Source organism: Oscillibacter sp. PEA192 (assembly GCF_003574015.1).
GTDB classification, from domain to species: domain Bacteria; phylum Bacillota; class Clostridia; order Oscillospirales; family Oscillospiraceae; genus Oscillibacter; species Oscillibacter welbionis.
The window spans coordinates 839,470-858,318 of sequence record NZ_AP018532.1; the positions used below are offsets into that span (position 1 = coordinate 839,470).

The following is an 18,849-nucleotide window of genomic DNA, read 5'->3' on the forward strand; positions in this document are numbered from 1 at the left end:
CGCTCAGTCCGGCTGAGAGGCTTGGATGCTCTGACCAATCAAAAGAGCCGCGGGAGTTTGATCCCGCGGCTCTTCTTGCGCGTTTACAGGCTCTTGATGAACTTCTCGATCCGGTCCAATCCCTCTTTCAGGTCCGCGTCGGAGTAGCAGTAGCTCAGGCGCATGAACCCCTCGGTGCCGAAGTGGATGCCGGGGATGACGCCCACCAGGCCCTCCTTCAGCATCCGGGTGCAGAAGGTGTTGGAGTCCATGCCGAACTTCCGGATGTCCACAAACATGTAGAAGGCGCCCTCCGGCTTCTCCACGTCCAGGCCCATGTCCACCAGGCGCTGGTAGACGTAGTCCCGGCGCCTGCGGAAGATCTCCACCACATCGCTGGTGTCCGTCTCCAGGGCCGTGACGCAAGCCCGCTGGACAAAGGAGGGCACGGAGGTGACACAGTACTGGTGGAACACCTGGATCCGGTCCATCAGCTTGGCGTCCGCCATGCAGTAGCCCAGGCGCCAGCCGGTCATGGCATAAGGCTTGGAGAAGCTCTGGACCACAATGATCCGGTCCCGCATGTCCTGGTACTCAGCAAAGCTGTGGTAGTCCTCACAGTAGGTCAGAGTGCGGTATACATCGTCGCACAGGACAAAGATGGGCTTGTCCCGGAGGATGGCGTGGACGGCGTCCAGGGTCTCCTTGGTGTAGACGCAGCCGGTGGGATTGTTGGGGGAGGTCAGGATGATGGCCTTGGTCCTGTCGGTGATGGCGGCCTTCAGTTCCTCCGGCACGATCTGGAAGTGGTTGTGCTCTGTGGGCAGGGAGACGGGCACACCGCCCTGCAGCTGGACCAGCGCCTCATACAGGCCGAAGGCAGGGGTGGGGATGATGACCTCGTCCCCTGGGTTCAGGATGGTGGAGAAGGAGGCGAACAGCGCCTCCGTGGCGCCCACCGTCAGGATGACCTCACTGGGGGCGTAGTGGAGGCCATGGGCCTCAGCCTCGAATTTGGAGATGGCCTCCAGCGCGTAGGGATAGCCGTTGCCGGGGGGATAGTGGGTATCGTTGGCGTCCAGAGCGGCCTTGGCGGCCTCCTTGATGACGTCGGGGGTGTTCAGATCCGGCTCGCCGATGGTCAGGGCGCAGGCGCCGGGGGTATCCCGCACCAGATAGGTGAACTGCCGGATGCCGGACAGCTCCACGCCCATAACGGCATTGTTCAGAGTCAGGTCCATGGATTTTCACGCTCCTTTTTGTTCATGAAATTCAGTATATCCGGATAAAAAAGGGATGTCAACGGCAGTTTCCACAAAAAGGGAGGCACCGAAAAGAAAGCGGCCCCGCCGCAATCTGCGGCGGGGCCTGCTGGGAGACTGCATTTTCAGGTGGGCTGATTGGAAGAGGCAGCATCTTCTGCCGGCTGGCCCGTTTCGGCGGGGGCATCAGCTGGCGCCTCCTCCGGGGTGAAGGTCACGGGGGTCTCTCCGGCCCGGGCGACGGAGGTGCCGGAGAGAATGCCGCCGCCCTCCCCTGCGGTGTAGGCGATAGTCACCTGATCCCCGGCATTCAGGATCACCGCCAGGGGGTTCTCCGCGGCGTTGACGGCGTAGAAGGTGTCCTGTCCCTCCAGCCGCAGGAAGTAGTAGGAATTGCCGTCCAGCACAGCGGTGCGGATCTCAGCGATGGCGCCGCTGATCTCCTCCTGGTCAGAGGGAACAGCCTCCGCATCCCCGTCGGAGATGAGGCCGCTGTCGGCCAGTGCCCGGCGGTAATTGGCCTCGCACTCCGCTACGGTGCTGCCGGTCTCTACAATGTTGTACTGCTGGACGTTCACCATGGCGTACATCTTCACCAGACCGTCTTCACCCTTGAGGGACATGAAGTAGGTGGGCTGGTCGGCGATGTTCAGCAGCAACGGGAAGGTGGCCACGTAACGCATCTGCTGGACCTGACTCATGGCGCTGGCCTGCGCGGACGCCTCTGTGGCACCGGCGACAGAATAGAAGTGCGTCTCCTTGGTCCGCTGGTTGGAGAGGATGAATCCGATGTTGGACTGGTCGGATGTCACAGAGGTGACACCGGTATACATATACACGTCATCCCCGATGGCAATATAATTGTAGCCTTCTGTGGTGTGCGTCACATCCCGCTGGCCGAAAATGGAGTTGATAAAGCCGTTGTGGTACATTCCGTAATAATCGTACTGCTCCATAATCAGATTCGCGTCATAGACGTGGTCCACCCAGTTGGGGACCTCCTCATAATACTGGCTCTCCCCGGTAACGGCGTTCACCAGAACGGCCCCCTGGATGTCCGCGCCGCCGAAGAGGCCGATGGTCTTCACCATGCGGGGGCAGACCCAGTAGGGCTCGCCCTCTTCATTGATCTCAAACACCGGATCGGCAAACATATATGTGGGATAGTGGAACCGCAGGTGGCGGGGCAGATACCGCCCGAAATGCTCGGCGGTGGTATATTTCATCCCCTCGTCCAGGCGGACCACTTCCGCCTCCTGGGTCACCATGTCGATAATCAGATAAGCGGGCAGGCCCGCGGAGCGGTTGGTGAACCACTTGACCAGATCTCCATAGGCCAGGGAAGTCACGCGCACCGGGCGACCCTGGTAGTTGATCTGGGTGTAGGAGGGCAGGATCTCAAACTGGGAGACCATATCCGCCAGTTCGCCCAGTTTGCGGCTGCCCAGGCGCGCGGCGGAGTCTTCGTCCAGCATGGGGATCTGATTGTAGGAGATCTCCTCCACCTCGGAAGCAAAATCACCATCTTTGATGGAAAGCAGCTTGCTGTAGCTTCCGGCCCGGATTACCACCCAAGAGGTAAGGCCGCCGATGATGATGGCGGCGATCAGAGCCACCAGGACCAGGAAGGGGATGGTGCACTGCTTTTTCACAAAGCCGAAGTACCCCTTCACGCCCTCCCCCTGAAAGCCGGAGGTGAGCACGGCGCACACGCAGTACACCGCGCACAGCAGGAACACGAAGACATAGAACTCCTCCGCGTGGAAGTTCAGGGCGGGCAGCTCGAAGTAAAAGTACCCCAGGCCGAACAGCAGCGTCACGCCCAGATTGATGAGCGTCCGCGTGAAGGCGTTGCCAATGGCCTTGCGGGGCTTCCGCTCCCGCTTGGGACGCTGGGGCTGGGAGGCGTCCCCGCCGCTGAAACCGCCGAAAGCACTGGGGTCAAAGCCTCCGAAGTCAAATGAAAATGGCATAAAAACCCAATTCCTCCTTTTTCAGATGGGCCGAATTGAAACCCATGATACAGGAAAAGTGTGAACAAATCAAGGTTTCCCGTCAGAACACCATTCCGATTCCGAAAAGATTATGGTAAAATCAAAACAACATGTAAGCTCTGTGCGGAAACTGCGTGTAGAGAAGTGGAGAGGAGGGACGGCATTGGAGGATGCCCGGATCGTGGAGCTGTACTGGGAGCGGGACGAGGCGGCCATTGCGGAGAGCAGCGCCAAGTACGGCGGCTACTGCTACCAGATCGCCTTCCGCATCCTGGCCCTGCGGGAGGACGCGGAGGAGTGCGTGGGAGACACCTGGCTGCGGGCCTGGGAGGCCATGCCGCCCAGCCGCCCCGGCAGGCTGGATACGTTCCTGGGGAAGATCACCCGGAACCTGTCCCTGGACCGCTGGCGGGCCCTGCGGGCCCAGAAGCGGTGGCAGGGACAGGCGGAACTGGCGCTGACGGAGCTGGGGGACTGCCTGCCCGCCTCCGGCGGCGTGGAACAGGAGGTGGAGGCCGCCGCCCTGGCGGAGAGCCTGAACCGCTTTTTGGAATCCCTGCCCCAGGAGAAACGGGTGCTGTTTGTCCGTCGGTACTGGTATCTCTGCTCCGTGGAGGAGCTGGCCGCCTGGAGCGGCAGGCGGCGGGGGACGGTCTCCGCGGCGCTGTTCCGCCTGCGGCAGGACCTGCAGGAACACTTGGAGAGGGAGGGATTCACCCTATGACAAGGGAACAGCTGCTGGATGCTGTGGGAGATATCCGGGATGCGTTCATCCGGGAGGCCGCGCCGCCGCCCGCCTCGTACCGCAAGCAGCGGGAATTCCCCTGGACCGGCGCGGTGGCGGCCTGCCTGGCGCTGATGATCGTGGGCTCCACATTCTTCCTGTCACAGATGAACATGGGGGACGGAGCCACTGGAAGCGGCGGCGCCTCTGCCGTCACGGAGGACACGGCGGAGGTCGGTGAGTCCGGCGGAACGGTGAACGGTGCAGCAGACGGCACAGACGATTCTGAGCCGGAGACAGCGGCGATCACTGTCACGGTGGATGGCACGGTGTATGTGCAGGCAGGCGGCGTGGGCCGCCATCCAGAGGCGTGCCCGGAGGGATTCTCCTACGCTGGAGAGGCGGAGCTGCCGGACACCGGGGAGCTTTGTCCCTACTATGCCGACCCGGAGCGGCCGGGGCAGATCTATGTCTATCAGAGCTGCTGGGATGAGGGGACCGGAACCACCTATATGGCCTATGTCCGCTACGAGGCGGAGACAACAAACTGACCGCGGGCGGAAAGAGAAAGCAGGGCCGCCGGAGGGGATCCCCTCCGGCGGCCTTTTGCGTATGAGCCTGTCCTCACGGCAGCATCAGCAGCTTTTTCAAAAATTCCACGCCCCTGGGCAGAACGGCCTCGTCATCAAAGGTGAAGTCCGGGGCGTGAAGCTGGGGGGTATCCCCGGTGCCCAGGAAGAAGAACAGCCCCGGCACATACTGCTGGTAGAAGGAGAAGTCCTCCGCCGCCAGCACCGGCTTTTCCATGAGGGTCGGCGCGTTATCGCCCAGCTGGGCGGCGATCTTCTGATAGAGCTCTTCGTGGTTCCACACGGCGGGGTAACCCTCGCTGAGGTGGACGTCCAGGCTGCAGCCGGTCTCCGCTGCCACGGACCGGCCGATGTCCTTCAGCTGCTGACGGCAGAAACGGAAGGTGTCCTCCCGGTAGGTGCGCAGGCTCCCCTCCAGCACGGTGCGGCCGCTGATGGCGTTCCGGACTGTGCCGGAGACCATCTTGCCGAACCGCAGCACCCGGGGCTGGTCCGGGGGCAGCTGTTCCATCATGTCATAGGCCCGCTGGAGGTAGGAGATGCCCGCCGTCAGGGCGTCCAGCCCCTCGTCCGCCCGGGACATGTGGACGCTGCGGCCTTCTACGGTGACGGTGACCTCGTTGGACCGTGCCATCAGCGGGCCGGGGCGGGAGGCGATGGTCCCGGCCTCCAGGCCGGGCCACAGGTGCAGGCCGAAGATCCGGCGGACCCGGTAGCGCTCCAGCACGCCGCTCTCACACAGCTTTCCGGCGCCGCCGGTGGTCTCCTCCGACGGCTGGAAGAGGAAGAGCACGTTCCGGGGCAGCTCGGCCAGATGCTCCGCCGCATACTCCGCCAGGGTCAGGACCATGGCGGTGTGGGCATCGTGGCCGCAGGCATGCATCCGCCCGGGATGGACAGAGGCGTAGGGCAGGTCCGTGGCCTCCGTCACCGGAAGCGCGTCCAGCTCCGCCCGAAATGCCACGGCATCGCTCTTCCCTGCGTCGAACCAGGCGCAGACGCTGCCGGTGATGGGAGAGAACACCCGGCAGGGCAGCGGGGCCAAAATGCGCTGGACCAGCTGAACCGTCTCCGGCAGCTGGTTATCCAGCTCCGGGATGCGGTGCAGGGCACGGCGGTAATCGACGGCGGACATGGACAGGACCTCCCCTTCTGAGATGACATTAATAATCATATCATACCACAGACACGGTCGGGTGACCAGAGGAACCGGGATTTTTCGTCCCTTTTGACAAGGAAACGGGACTGCCAGACGCGCTTTTTTCCGTTTTTTCCCTTGCCAAAAGGGAGAATGTAATGGTATGATACCAGAAAATGAGATAGAGGCGCGGATGCGACGAGACCATGGGAGCCGACGGGCGAGGATCGTGGGGGAGGCAAGTCCGCCGAACTCCCTGGTCAGGTATGGGCAGGGGGTGGGTCCGTGGGGAATACCCACGGGACTGTCCGCGGAATTTTCCGCGGGGGCGCTATCCGCTTACAGGGAACTCCGCTTTTTGCATGGGTGCAGAGGTGTGAAAGAGCTGTCGGTAGGGGCGTGTCTCTACCGACTTTTTTGTTGCTTCAACCAACGGACAAAAAGAAAGACGGAGGACACTCACATGAAATTTGAACATCTGCAAGGTTCCATTGTCGCCATGGTCACCCCGTTCCGCCAGGACGGCAGCGTCAACTTCGATATGCTGACAGAGCTGCTGGAGCGGCAGATCGCCGCCGGTACCGACGGCATCCTGACCCTGGGCACCACCGGCGAATACTCCACGATGAGCCATGAGGAGGATGCCGCTGTGGTGGAGCACACCATCCGGGTGGTGGACGGCCGGGTGCCGGTGATGGTGGGCAGCGGCTCCAACTGCACTGTCACCCAGATCGAGAAGAGCCGGCTGTACCAGTCCATGGGGGCGGATGCCCTGCTGCTGATCTCCCCCTACTACAACAAGGCTAACGCGGAGGGGATGTACCGCCACTTCGCCGAGACGGCGGACGCGGTGGACATTCCCTGCATCCTCTATAATGTGCCGGGCCGTACAGGCTGCTCCATCCCGGTTTCCGTGGTGGAACGGCTGGCCCGGCACCCCAACATCGCCGGCATCAAAGAAGCCAGCGGCGATATGTCCTACGCCATGAAGATCGCTCGCTGCGTGGGACCGGATTTCGCCCTGTACTCCGGCAACGACGACATCACTGTGCCCATCCTCAGCATCGGCGGCAGCGGCGTCATCTCCGTCTACGCCAACGTGATGCCCGCCATGTGCCGCCAGATCGTGGCGGACTGGCTGGACGGGAACCATGCCCGGGCCCTGGAGAACCACCTGCGGTACCTGCAGTTGATGAACGACCTGTTCCTGGAGGTGAACCCCATCCCGGTGAAGGCCGCCATGAATATGATGGGGCTGGACGTGGGTCCCATGCGGCTGCCCCTGTGCGAGATGGGGGAGGCCAACGCCGCCACACTCCGCCGGACGCTGGAGGAGGCGGGACTGCTGTGAGGATCATTTTGATCGGCCGGGGCAAAATGGGGACGCTGATCCGGGAGACCGCTGCGGCCGCCGGGGATGAGATTGAGGCCGTCTTCGGCCGGGACGATCTGGGCCAGCTGGGCAGACTGGGGCGTGTAGCGGACGTGGTGATGGATTTTTCCCGCCCGGAGGCTCTGCCGGAGGTCGCCTCCTATGTCCGCCGGACGGGGACGCCACTCCTCTCTGGAACCACCGGGTATACGGAGGCGGAGAAGGGGAGTCTCTTTGCCCTGGGCTCTGCGGCCCCGGTGCTGTGGAGCGCCAACTACTCCCTGGGGGTGGCGGTGCTGGCCCGGGCCCTGCAGGTCATCGCCCCGGTGCTGGGGCCGGATTTTGACATCGAGATCACCGAGACCCACCACAGCCAGAAGGCGGACGCCCCCAGCGGCACCGCAAAGCTGCTGCTGGAAGCTGTCGATCCCCAGCACCGCCTGCGGCCGGTGTATGGCCGGGAGGGGAACTGCGGCCGCCGGGAGAAGGATGAGGTAGGCATCCACGCACTCCGGGGCGGCACCGTGGCCGGGACCCACACGGTCCATTTCTTTGGGCCGGATGAGGAACTGGAGCTGACCCACCGGGCTGCCAGCCGCCAGATCTTTGTGAACGGGGCCCTGCACATCGCCCGGCTGCTGCCTGGGCGGCCCAAAGGGGTCTATGACCTGCAAAAAATCTTGTTTGGAGCGTGATGGCTTTGAATGCACAGGAAATCATCAACTATATCGCAGATTCCCCCAAGAAGACCCCAGTAAAGATTTACGTCAACCTGTCGGCTCCGGTGGACTTCGGATCCGCTGAAGTGTTCGGTGAGGGAAAGAGCCGCATCGTCTTTGGGGACTGGGCCGAGCTGGCGCCCATCCTGGAGGACAACCGGGAGAAGATCACCGACTGCGTGGTGGAGAACGACCGCCGGAACTCCGGCGTGCCCCTGCTGGACCTGAAAGATCTCAAGGCCCGGATCGAACCCGGGGCCATCATTCGGGAGAAGGTGGAGATCGGCGAGGGTGCCGTCATCATGATGGGGGCCATCCTCAATATCGGTGCTGTGGTGGGCAAACGCACCATGATCGACATGGGGGCTGTCCTGGGCGGACGGGCCACGGTGGGAGACGACTGCCACATCGGCGCCGGAGCCGTGCTGGCCGGGGTGGTGGAGCCCGCCTCCGCCACCCCGGTAGTGGTGGAGGACGGCGTCCTGGTGGGCGCCAACGCCGTGGTGATCGAGGGGGTGCGGATCGGCGCCGGGGCTGTGGTGGCCGCGGGCGCTGTTGTGACGGAGAACGTCCCTCCCAACGCGGTGGTGGCCGGAACCCCCGCCAGGATCATCAAGATGAAGGACGCCCGGACGGAGGGAAAGACCGCCCTGGTGGACGCCTTGCGGAGCCTGTGAACTGGAGAAGAAGCGGCCCTGCGGCGTTGTGCCGCAGGGTCCCTTTTATCAGAACGTCAAAATTTAAGACAAAAATTTGGCGGCAATCGTTTGCGGTTTCGATTGCCTGGGGCGGCGCCTTGTGATATTGTAATAGCAACAATCGAACAGGGGGGCTGGACATGCTGGTATTGGACTTCATCAACGTGGGCAACGGCGACTCCATCCTGGTCCGGGAGATGGAGGGGGAACGACTGCGTTTTTCCATGCTGGTGGACTGCGGCCACGACAGCCTGGAGCGGGACGACCACCCGCCGGTGGAGGACCCCCGCTCCTGCCGGATCTTTGCCGGGGATTTCCTGCGAAGTCAAGGTGTGGCGCATCTGGATATCCTGCTGGTCACCCACTTCCACCGGGACCACATCGGTGGTCTGGGCCGGGTGCTGGAGACCGTCACTGTGGGCGAGCTGCTGACCCCCTATGCGCCCCCCGCCGATTCCGGCCCGCTGGACCCGGACGGAGACAACGGCCTGCCCAAGGCAGCGCGGAACGTGCTGCGGTGTATGGACCTGTACGCCGGCCCCCTGCGGCGGTACGGAGACCGGATCGGCCGGATCAAGGAGCTGCCGGGGGACCGGATGGAGTGTCTCCGGCTGACGGACGACCTCACCATGGACATCCTGTTCGGCGAGCCCGCCCTGTACCCCCGGCAGAGAGCGGTGTACGACGCCGCCTTCCGGGGGGAGCGGAACGGCTATGACCTGATTCACTGGGGAAAGTCCATGAACGTCTCCAGCCTGCGCCAGCGGCTGTACTACCATGGGAAGGAGATCGTTCTGGGGGGCGACGCCTACGCCCACATGTGGGAGACGCAGACCGCCACCCCCTGCGACATCCTGAAGGTGCCCCACCATGCCTCCCTGTCCTCCACCACCCGGAAGCTGCTGCGGCTGCTCCAGCCGAAAGCCGCCGTGGTCTGCGTGGCCGCCGGACGTCCGGACGAGCGGCCCCATCCTTATATCGTCTCCCTGCTGAAGGAATTCACGGAAGATGTCCATTTCACCGATGCGGTGGAGATCCCCGGCCTGGTGGAGCCGGTGTTCCACACGTCCGTCCATATAGAGCTGCCATGAGGAGTTCTCTGATAAAAAAGAGACCGCCCCAGCCGCCGTTTTGAAAACGGCGGCTGGGGCGGTGCGGCTTCAGGGGGGGAGCAGATTACTGCACGCCCTCCCGGTTCAGCAGCTCCAGGATTCTGGCGTCATCTTCCACCGTGGCGCTGGGCATGGGGAAGGTGCCCGCACTGGTGGCGGCGATGCCCCGCAGGCGGCAGGCCTCCTTGATGACGGGCAGGAAGGGGCTGCGGATGGCATACAGGTCCATCAGACGGTCGATGGTCTGCTGGCCTCTGGCGATGCCGGCCAGGTCGTTCTCCCGGAAGGCGCGGACCCAGGCGGCGCAGATCTCCGGCACCACGTTGCTGAGGGCGCCGATGCAGCCGTTGCCGCCGGAGAGTACATTGTGGGCGAAGTTGTCGTCAAAGCCGGAGTAGATCTCGAACTGGGGGATCTGGGACTTGACGACCTTGATGAGCTCCCGGGTGTGGTCCATGCCGGGAACGGTGTCTTTCATGCCCACGATGTTGGGGTGCATCTTGGCCAAAGCCAGCACCGTCTCAGGCGGGATCGTGTAGCCGGTGTTGTCAGGGAAGTTGTAGATGTAGATATCGCCGTGAATCTGCTCGGCCAGGCGGTCATAGTATTGCAGCAGAGCGGAGGGGCCGAAGTGGAAGTAGTAGGGCGGCAGGATCATAACGGCGTCGGCTCCTGCGTCCAGGCAGAAGTTGGAAAAGCTGATGATCTCGTCCGCTACCATGTGGCTGGTGCCGATGATCAGCTTCACCCGGTGGTCGATCTTCTCGATGGCGAATTTGGCCATCTCCCGGCGCTGGTTCATGGGCATGGCGAAAAACTCGCTGCTGCTGCCCTCCACCAGGATGCCGTCTACGCCCTGGTCGATGAGATTGTTGAACAGACGCTCCTGGCTGGCCAGGTCCAGCGTGCCATCCTCGTTGAAGAGTGTGATGGCCGGCGTCAGATATGCTGCGTTCATAGAAAAGTCCTCCTTCATACGGCCCCGGGACCGCTGGCTCCAAACCTGCGGGGTAAGATTTTGAAAACGCACGGGCGGGGCGCGAAAAACAGGCTTTAGTATAACAAAACGGCGCTGAATGTCAAGAGAAGATCTGGTAAAATCCCGCCGGTTGGAAAACAGGGCGGCGGCGCATGCCCGCTTGTCAAACGAAGCGGCATCTGATATGATCGGCCTGGAGAAATCAATCGGCGGCGGAGAGCGCCGGCGTGGAAGGAGCATGATATGACACAGGGACAGCATCGGGCCACAGCCCGGGTTTTGGATATTCTGGAGAGCCTGTCCGGCTCAGAGGAGGGGTTGACGCTGACAGAATTGTCACAGGCCCTGGATGCCCCGAAGAGCAGCCTGTTTCCCATCGTACATACGCTGGAGGAGCGGCGCTACCTCCGGCAGGACGATGGGACGGGCCGGTATACTATGGGTCCCCGGGCGCTGGTGCTGGGAGCGGCCTTCTCGGCGGACCGGGGGCTGGCACCCATTACCCAGGTGATGAAGGAGGTGGCTTCCAAATGCCAGGAGACATGCCAGATGGGCATTCTGGACCAAGACAGGGTGCTGTATGTGGCGCGGGAGGATTCTCCCCAGCCCATCCGGCTGATTTCCTGGGTGGGGACCCGCCTGCCGGCCAACGCCACTGCCGTCGGTAAGGCTCTGCTCAGCGGCCTGACGAACGAGGAGGTGCGGGCGCTGTATGCCGGGGGCCTGCCCCGGCTGACAGAGCAGACCATCACGGATGTAGAGACCCTGCTGGCCCAGTTGGAGGCGGTCCGGCGCGGGGAACTGGCTATGGAGCGGGAGGAATCCACGGACCAGCTGGCCTGCTGGGCCGCGCCGCTGCGGCGGAAGGGAACGGTGTTCGCGGCTCTCAGCATCTCCGTACCGCTGTTCCGCTGCCGGGAAGAGAAGATCGAGCTGGTCCGCCGCAGTCTCCTGACTGCCCAGGCGGAGATCGAAAAGCTGGCCGAAACGCGAAACTTTGGCTTGTCTGAGAATTGACAAACTGGGAACGGCATGATATAATGCGACCGAAAATTCCAAAATAAGAACTGAGTTCGACATAAGGAACAGAAAAGGGCGCCGCGCTGACAAGAGTCTGTCTTGGTGTCCCTCTTGCACGGAGATCTGTGTGCGGTCCCAGAGCCGTCCGGCGGCTGGGACAGGATCCGTGGCCAGAGTCCCTGACAACGGGGCTTTTTTAAGATAAATCCCTTTGGTGTGACGGCCCGCATGATCGGCCGCTCATGCGGGGAATGCTCGCAAATGGCCAGGGGAGAGGCCCTCTGCCCCCCCAGCAAACAAATTGAGGAGGAAGAAAGACCATGATCATGCGATTCCTGAAAAAGATCCCCGCAGGTATGATGGTCGTCCCGATGCTGCTCGGCGCGATTATCAATACCTTCCTTCCGGAGGTCACCAACATCGGCTCCTTCACCACCGCCGTCTTCACCAGTGCCGGCGCCAACACCGCCATCGGTATCCAGCTGTTCTGCCTGGGCACCACGCTGCGGGTCCGGGACATGGGCGGCGTTGTCAAGCGGGGCGGTGTGCTGCTGATCTCCAAGTTCGTCATCGGCGCCGCCATCGGCATTGTGGTGGGCAAGGTGTTCGGCCCCACCGGTGTGCTGGGCCTGAGCTCTCTGGCCATCATCTCCGCCGTCACGAACTCCAACGGCTCCATCTATCTGGCCCTGATGAACTCCTACGGTGACACCGTGGACCAGGCGGCCATGCCTCTGCTGGCCATCAACGACGGCCCCATGCTGACCATGATCGCTATGGGCATCGGCGGCCTGGCCGATATCCCCTTCATGGCCCTTGTGGCTGCTATCGGCCCCATCCTGGTGGGTATGATCCTGGGCAACATCGACAAGGACCTGTCTGACTTCCTGGCCCCCGCCGGCACCATCCTGCTGCCCTTTGTGGGCTTCTGCCTGGGCGCTGGCATGAACCTGACCAACATCGCCAAGGGCGGCGCGCAGGGCATTCTGCTGGGCCTTGTCACCTGCCTCATCGGCGGCGCCTTCATTGTGCTGTGCGACCGCTTCATCAGCCGCCGTCCCGGCTATGCCGGCTGGGCTGTGGCAACCACCGCAGGCAACGCCGTGGCAGTGCCCGCCGTTATCGCCGAGGCGGATCCCTCTTGGGCGCAGTGGGCGGATGTGGCCACCTCTCAGGTGGCGGCGTCTGCCATCCTGACCGCCATTCTGGTCCCCATCATTACCTCTTGGTGGGCCAAGAAGTTCGGCTGCCCCAAGTTCCCGAAAGACGAGGCACAGAAAGCCCTGTTTGAGAAGCACTGATCCCCATTACACATATTCGTTGAGGAACGAAAGGAGTATTACATTATGTTGAACGGCATGATCGTTGAGCCCGTGGACAACGTGGTGGTCGCCATCGAGCCCGTGAAGAAGGGCGAGACCGTCACCTACATGTGCGCGGGCGAGGAGAAGCGCCTGACTGCGGCGGAGGACATCACCATCTATCACAAGCTGGCTGCCTGCGACATCGCCAAAGGCCAGCCCATCGTCAAGTACGGCGAGCACATCGGCCTGGCGGCCCGGGACATCAAGGCCGGCGAGCACGTGCACTGCCACAACCTGGAAGAGCACCGGGAAAACCTGGACAGCAAGGGCTGAGAAGGAGGATACGAGTATGAATTTCTACGGTTACAAGCGTCCGGACGGCCGCGTGGGCGTCCGCAACAAGGTCCTGATCCTGCCTGCCAGTGTCTGCGCCTCTGATACCACCCGTATCATCTCCCAGCAGGTGGTGGGCTCCGTCACCTTCAACAACCAGTTGGGCTGCTCCCAGGTGGCTCCCGACCAGCAGTTCACCATGGACGTTATGGCCGGCTATGCCGCCAACCCCAATGTCTACGGCACCGTGGTGGTGTCCCTGGGCTGCGAGAACTGCCAGATGGACCTGGTGGTGAAGGCCATCCAGGAGCGCACCAACAAGCCCCTGAAGCAGGTCATCATCCAGGAGGCCGGCGGCACCCTGAAGGCCATCGACATGGCCGTCCGCTACGCCAAGGAGATGGTGGAGGAGGCCTCCCTGCTGCAGAAGGAGGAGTTCCCCATGTCCGAGCTGATTATCGGCACGGAGTGCGGCGGCTCTGACCCCACCAGCGGCCTGGCGGCCAACCCCCTGATCGGCCAGCTCAGCGACCTGATTGTCAAGGAGGGCGGCACCTCCATCCTGTCTGAGACCACTGAGTTCATCGGCGCCGAGCACCTGCTGGCCCGCCGCGCCATCAACAAGGAGGTTCACGACCGCATCTTTGAGATCGTCCACCGCTATGAGGACTCCCTGCGCCTGGTGGGCGAGGAAGTCCGTGAGGGCAACCCCTCTCCCGGCAACAAGGCCGGCGGCCTGACCTGCCTGGAGGAGAAGTCCCTGGGCTGCATCCACAAGGGCGGCCATAGCCCTGTCATGGCGGTCTATGACTACGCCAAGCAGGTGGAGGCCAAGCAGGGCCTGGTCATCATGGATACCCCGGGCAACGACCCCTCCTCTGTGGCGGCCATGGTGGCCGGCGGCGCCCAGATTGTGGTGTTCTCCACCGGCCGCGGCACCCCCACCGGCAATCCCCTGGCCCCCGTCATCAAGATCACCGGCAACAAGCTGACCTACGCCAATATGATTGACAACATCGATGTGGATGCCTCTCCCCTGATCTACGGTACCAAGACCATCGAGGAGCTGGGGCAGGAGCTGTTGAAGCTCACGCAGGAAGTGGCCTGCGGCAAGCAGACCAAGGCCGAGTCTCTGGGTTATACCGAGATGGCCATCGCTCGCGTGTGCAACTTCGTGTAAGCTCTGCTGGACGTCGCGCATAGAAGTAAAGAGAATCCATCATGCAGCCGCGGCGGTACGATATGCAAATCCCCCCTTATCGTGCCGCCGCGGCTTTTCACAAGCACCCACCCATCTGCCGGGCGGGATCGCCGCAGGGAAATGCGGCGCATTTTATAACAGGAGATGAGTATACCGATGAAAAAGAAATTTGCCGTCATGGACGGCAATACGGCCGCGGCCCATGTGGCATACGCGTTCACAGAGGTCGCGGCGATCTATCCCATCACCCCGTCCTCTCCCATGGCGGAGAAGGTGGACGAGTGGTCCGCCAAGGGGCGGAAGAACCTGTTCGGCTCCACGGTGGACGTCATCCAGATGCAGTCTGAAGCCGGCGCCGCGGGCACCTGCCACGGCTCCCTGCAGGCCGGCGCTCTGACCACCACCTTTACATCCTCCCAGGGTTTGATGCTGATGATCCCAGCCATGTACGCCATGGGCGGCCAATTCCTGCCCAGCGTCATGCACATCGCCTCCCGCGTGGTGACCAGCAACCACCACTCTATCTTCGGCGATCACACCGACTTCATGACCTGCCGCACCACCGGCTACGCCATGCTGATGTCCTCCTGCCCCCAGGAGGCCATGGACCTGGGCGCGGTGGCCCACCTGTCCGCCATCAGCGGCAAGTACGCCTTCATGCACTGCTTCGACGGCTTCCGCACCTCTCATGAGATGCAGCGGATCGAGGCGTTGGACTATGAGGACCTGCGTCCTCTGGTAGACCAGGAGGCCCTGCAGGAGTTCCGCCGCCACGCCCTGAACCCGGAGCACCCCACCAACCGGGGCAACAACGTGAACCCCGACGTGTACTTCCAGTGCAAGGAGGGCGCCAACGTCAAGGCCGCCTCCATCCCTGACACGGTCCAGCATTACATGGACGAGATTAACAAGCTCACCGGTCGGGACTACAAGCTGTTCAACTACTACGGCGCGCCTGACGCGGAGGAGGTCATCGTGGTGATGTGCTCCGCCAGCGAGGCCGTGAAGGAAACCGTGGACTACCTGAACGCCAAGGGCCGCAAGGTGGGCATGGTGCAGATCCACCTGTACCGGCCCTTCTCCGTGAAGCACTTCGCAGCGGCCATCCCCGCCACGGTGAAGAAGATCGCCGTGTTGGACCGGTCCAAGGAGACCGGCTCCGTGGGCGAGCCCGTGTATCTGGACGTGGTCACCGCCCTGAATCAGGCGGGCCGCGGCGACATCCGTGTGGTGGGCGGCCGGTACGGTCTCAGCTCCAAGGACACCACCCCGGGCCAGTTCATCGCCGTGTATGACAATCTGAAGCTGGAGAATCCCAAGAACAGCTTCACCATCGGCATCAACGACGACGTGACTCACACCTCTCTGGACTACAAGGAGGTGGAGCTGCCTCATCCCGGCGAGGTTTCCTGCAAGATCTGGGGCCTGGGCGGCGACGGCACGGTGGGCGCCAACAAGAACGCCATCTCCACCATCGGCCTGGTGGCCAACAAGTACGCACAGGCGTATTTCTCCTATGACTCCATGAAGTCCGGCGGCCTGACCCAGAGCCATCTGCGCTTCGGTGACGAGCCTATCCGCTCCACCTATCTGGTGTCCTCCGCGGACTTTGTGGCGGTCCATGCCCCCACCTATGTCAACAAGTACGACACCACCGAGGATCTGAAGGACGGCGGCATCTTCCTGCTGAACTGCCCCTGGAGCGCGGAGGAGCTGGAGACCCGCCTGCCCGGCAAGATGAAGCGGGACCTGGCCCGGAAGCACGCCAACTTCTACATCATCGACGCCGCCAAGCTGGCGGTGCAGGTGGGCCTTGGCGAGAAGCGGACCAACAACATCCTTCAGGCTGCCTTCTTTGCCCTGACCAAGGTCATCCCCCTGGATATGGCCGTGGAGGACATGAAGAAGAACAACTACAACTCCTATTTCAAGAAGGCCGGCCAGAAGATCGTGGATCTGAACGACAAGGCCGTGGATCTGGGCATCAGCGCCGCTGTGAAGGTGGAGATCCCCGCCTCCTGGGCGGACGCGCCTGACACTCCCATGGCCGAGCCCAAGAACGCCTCTGCCTTTGTCCGTGACATCGTGCTGCCCATGGACCGGCAGCAGGGCGACAAGCTGCCTGTGTCTGTGTTCCAGAAGCACGGCGTGCTGGACGGCACCTGGGAAAACGGGACCTCCGCTTTCTCCAAGCGGGGCGTGGCAACCAAGGTGCCCAAGTGGAACGCGGAGAGCTGCATCCAGTGCAACCGCTGCGCCATGTGCTGCCCCCACGCCGCCATCCGGCCCGTGCTGCTGGCCGAGGAGGAGAAGGCCCAGGTGCCCGCGTCCTTTGAGACCGTGCCCGCCAAGGGCCTGGGCAAGGACGCCCCCAGCTACTTCTTCCGGATGCAGGTCTCTCCCTATGACTGCCTGGGCTGCGGCGTGTGCCTGACCGCCTGCCCGGCCAATCAGAGCGACAAGACGGCGGACGCCCTGGTGATGACCCCCTTCGAGGAGATGAAGTCCGAACAGGCGAACTTCGACGAGGTCGCCATGAACGACAAGTACCTGAAGAAGGATGTGATCAACAGCAAGACCGTCAAGAACATGCAGTTCGCCAAGCCGTACTTCCAGTTCTCCGCCGCCTGCGCCGGCTGCGCCGAGACCACCTACATCAAGCTGCTGAGCCAGATGGTGGGCGACCGGATGTACGCGGGCAACGCCGCAGGTTGCTCCTCCGCCATCTCCGGCGGCGCGCCCATCCTGCCCTACTGCAAGGACAGCCAGGGCCGCGGCCCCGCCTGGGAGCACTCCCTGTTTGAGGACAACGCCGAGTTCGCCTACGGCTTCTTCCACGCTCAGGATGCCATCCGCAAGGAGCTGCTGATCCGGCTGGAGAGCATGAAGGACGCCGGCATCGCCCCTGCGGAGATCGAGGACTACATCAACAACTGGAACGACGGAGAGAAGTCCCGCGCCGTGTCCGACGCCCTGATCGCCGCCCTGGAGAAGTGCGAGCAGACCGAAGATGTGTCCTACATCCTGGAGAACCGTGAGTATCTCTCCAAGAAGTCCATCTGGGCTATCGGCGGCGACGGCTGGGCCTACGACATCGGCTTCGGCGGCATCGATCACGTCATGGCCCAGAACCGGGATGTGAACCTGCTGGTGCTGGACACCGAGGTGTACTCCAACACCGGCGGCCAGTCCTCCAAGTCCACCCCCACCTCCGCCGTGGCCAAGTTCGCCGCCGGCGGCAAGCAGGTGGCCAAGAAGGACCTGGGCGCCATCCTGATGACCTACGGCTATGTGTATGTGGCCCAGGTGGCCATGGGTTATGACCAGGCCCAGACCCTGAAGGCCCTGCGGGAGGCGGAGTCCTATCCCGGCCCCGCCATCGTCATCTGCTACTGCCCCTGCCTGGAGCAGCATATCAAAGCCGGCATGAGCTGTACCCAGGACGAGATGAAGAAGGCGGTGGAGTGCGGCTACTGGCACCTGTACCGGTATGATCCCCGGCGCATCGCCGAGGGCAAGAACCCCTTCCAGCTGGACTCTCCCGCGCCCGATACTGACAAGCTCATGGACTTCCTCATGGGCGAGAACCGCTTCGCCTCTCTGAAGAACAACTTCCCCGAGCGGGCGGACGCCCTGTACCAGAAGGAGATCGCCGACGTCAAGGCCCGGTACCAGAAGTACCGCAAGATGGCGGAGGACTGATTTCCGAAGGAACAGATCAAATACAGATGCCCCGGCGCCGGTTACGGCGCCGGGGCGTTTTCTCTGCGCTGCGGGCATTCCTGCCCGCGGCGCTTTTTGTGGTGAGCGGAGGGAGAGATGCATATAACCTGGAAGAGAGGAAGGCGGGAAAAGAAATTTCCGCCGCGTTGCACGCCGCCGTGCGCGCCGGCCGGGAAATAAAGGATATGGTTGACGGCTCCGGCTATGCATAGCGGAGCCGCCGGAAAGGCACGATAGCGGTTGAAGCCAAGCGAATTTCAGAGCAGGGAGGACACGAACGTGAAGAGATGGCACAAGGCCTTGATCCTGTCGCTGATGGGCGGGGATCTCTACTGCATGGTGGAGCTGATCTGGCGGGGGCACACCCACTGGAGCATGTTTCTGCTGGCGGCGATGCTGAGTCTGCCGCTAGATTTGGCCAACGAGCACATGGCCTGGGAGCGGCCCCTGTGGCTCCAGGCGCTGATCGGGGGCAGCGTCATTACCTTGGCGGAGCTGGGAGCCGGGCTGATCCTGAACGTCTGGCTGAAGCTGGACATCTGGGACTACTCCCGCCTGCCGGGGAACCTGTGGGGACAGGTGTGCCTGAAGTACGCCCTGCTGTGGGTGGTGCTGGCGGGGACCGCCATCGTGCTGTTCGACTGGATGCGGCACTGGCTGTTCCAAGAGGAGCGGCCCCACTACCGCTGGATCTGAGAGGA

At 62.8% G+C, this 18,849-nt stretch carries 16 protein-coding genes and 1 riboswitch; of the genes, 12 read left to right on the forward strand and 4 right to left on the reverse strand.

Features of this window, described 5'->3' with window-relative positions; all coding sequences use genetic code 11:
- Positions 1-83: 83 nt before the first annotated feature.
- Both DN611_RS04025 and DN611_RS04030 read right to left on the reverse strand, forming a co-directional pair.
- The gene (locus DN611_RS04025) at positions 84-1,220 is read right to left on the reverse strand and encodes a pyridoxal phosphate-dependent aminotransferase (protein ID WP_119310707.1); all 1,137 of its coding nucleotides are present in this window, start codon (positions 1,218-1,220) and stop codon (positions 84-86) included.
- Positions 1,221-1,366: 146 nt separating this feature from the next.
- Positions 1,367-3,214: a CvpA family protein gene (locus tag DN611_RS04030; RefSeq protein WP_119310708.1), complete on the reverse strand. Its 1,848-nt coding sequence runs from the start codon at positions 3,212-3,214 to the stop codon at positions 1,367-1,369.
- Between the two features lie 184 nt (positions 3,215-3,398).
- Here DN611_RS04030 and DN611_RS04035 point away from each other — a divergent pair, with 184 nt between their 5' ends.
- Both DN611_RS04035 and DN611_RS04040 read left to right on the forward strand, forming a co-directional pair.
- Positions 3,399-3,959, forward strand: coding sequence for an RNA polymerase sigma factor (locus DN611_RS04035; protein ID WP_025545013.1), 561 nt, complete (start codon positions 3,399-3,401; stop codon positions 3,957-3,959).
- Complete coding sequence (locus tag DN611_RS04040) at positions 3,956-4,510, forward strand: hypothetical protein (RefSeq protein ID WP_025545012.1); 555 nt, start codon at positions 3,956-3,958, stop codon at positions 4,508-4,510. Before DN611_RS04035 ends, DN611_RS04040 begins: the two co-directional genes overlap by 4 nt.
- 73 nt (positions 4,511-4,583) lie before the next feature.
- On the opposite strand, the gene DN611_RS04045 is transcribed toward DN611_RS04040, so the two are convergent.
- A complete protein-coding gene (locus DN611_RS04045; RefSeq protein WP_036628267.1) occupies positions 4,584-5,684 on the reverse strand; it encodes a M20 metallopeptidase family protein in 1,101 nt (366 codons plus the stop codon).
- A gap of 177 nt (positions 5,685-5,861) precedes the next feature.
- Positions 5,862-6,029: riboswitch (Lysine riboswitch) on the forward strand.
- A 121-nt stretch (positions 6,030-6,150) separates the two neighbouring features.
- Here DN611_RS04045 and dapA point away from each other — a divergent pair.
- The 4 genes from dapA (at position 6,151) to DN611_RS04065 (ending at position 9,567) form a co-directional block, all read left to right on the forward strand.
- A complete protein-coding gene (dapA, locus tag DN611_RS04050) occupies positions 6,151-7,038 on the forward strand; it encodes a 4-hydroxy-tetrahydrodipicolinate synthase (RefSeq protein ID WP_036629911.1) in 888 nt (295 codons plus the stop codon).
- Complete coding sequence (dapB, locus tag DN611_RS04055; RefSeq protein ID WP_021748599.1) at positions 7,035-7,754, forward strand: 4-hydroxy-tetrahydrodipicolinate reductase; 720 nt, start codon at positions 7,035-7,037, stop codon at positions 7,752-7,754. Before dapA ends, dapB begins: the two co-directional genes overlap by 4 nt.
- The gene (gene dapD / locus DN611_RS04060; RefSeq protein ID WP_021748598.1) at positions 7,754-8,455 is read left to right on the forward strand and encodes a 2,3,4,5-tetrahydropyridine-2,6-dicarboxylate N-acetyltransferase; all 702 of its coding nucleotides are present in this window, start codon (positions 7,754-7,756) and stop codon (positions 8,453-8,455) included. The genes dapB and dapD overlap by 1 nt, the downstream gene beginning before the upstream one ends.
- A 161-nt stretch (positions 8,456-8,616) precedes the next feature.
- Positions 8,617-9,567 carry a ComEC/Rec2 family competence protein gene (locus tag DN611_RS04065; protein WP_021748597.1) on the forward strand — a complete coding sequence of 317 codons (951 nt, stop codon included), beginning with the start codon at positions 8,617-8,619 and terminating at the stop codon, positions 9,565-9,567.
- Between the two features lie 85 nt (positions 9,568-9,652).
- On the opposite strand, the gene DN611_RS04070 is transcribed toward DN611_RS04065, so the two are convergent.
- A complete protein-coding gene (locus DN611_RS04070) occupies positions 9,653-10,546 on the reverse strand; it encodes a dihydrodipicolinate synthase family protein (RefSeq protein WP_025544502.1) in 894 nt (297 codons plus the stop codon).
- 264 nt (positions 10,547-10,810) lie between these two features.
- Between DN611_RS04070 and DN611_RS04075 the strand changes: the two genes are divergently transcribed.
- The 6 genes from DN611_RS04075 (at position 10,811) to DN611_RS04105 (ending at position 18,844) form a co-directional block, all read left to right on the forward strand.
- A complete protein-coding gene (locus DN611_RS04075; protein ID WP_021749722.1) occupies positions 10,811-11,584 on the forward strand; it encodes an IclR family transcriptional regulator in 774 nt (257 codons plus the stop codon).
- Between the two features lie 323 nt (positions 11,585-11,907).
- Positions 11,908-12,888, forward strand: coding sequence for a 2-keto-3-deoxygluconate permease (locus DN611_RS04080; RefSeq protein WP_021749723.1), 981 nt, complete (start codon positions 11,908-11,910; stop codon positions 12,886-12,888).
- Between the two features lie 45 nt (positions 12,889-12,933).
- The gene (locus DN611_RS04085) at positions 12,934-13,224 is read left to right on the forward strand and encodes a UxaA family hydrolase (RefSeq protein ID WP_021749724.1); all 291 of its coding nucleotides are present in this window, start codon (positions 12,934-12,936) and stop codon (positions 13,222-13,224) included.
- Positions 13,225-13,240: 16 nt separating this feature from the next.
- Positions 13,241-14,404, forward strand: a complete 1,164-nt coding sequence (locus DN611_RS04090) for a UxaA family hydrolase (protein ID WP_021749725.1) — start codon at positions 13,241-13,243, stop codon at positions 14,402-14,404.
- 177 nt (positions 14,405-14,581) lie between these two features.
- On the forward strand, positions 14,582-18,127 hold the full coding sequence (gene nifJ, locus DN611_RS04095) for a pyruvate:ferredoxin (flavodoxin) oxidoreductase (RefSeq protein WP_119310710.1): 3,546 nt from the start codon (positions 14,582-14,584) through the stop codon (positions 18,125-18,127).
- Positions 18,128-18,427: 300 nt separating this feature from the next.
- On the forward strand, positions 18,428-18,844 hold the full coding sequence (locus DN611_RS04105; RefSeq protein WP_025544504.1) for a putative ABC transporter permease: 417 nt from the start codon (positions 18,428-18,430) through the stop codon (positions 18,842-18,844).
- The last annotated feature ends 5 nt before the right edge of the window (positions 18,845-18,849 follow it).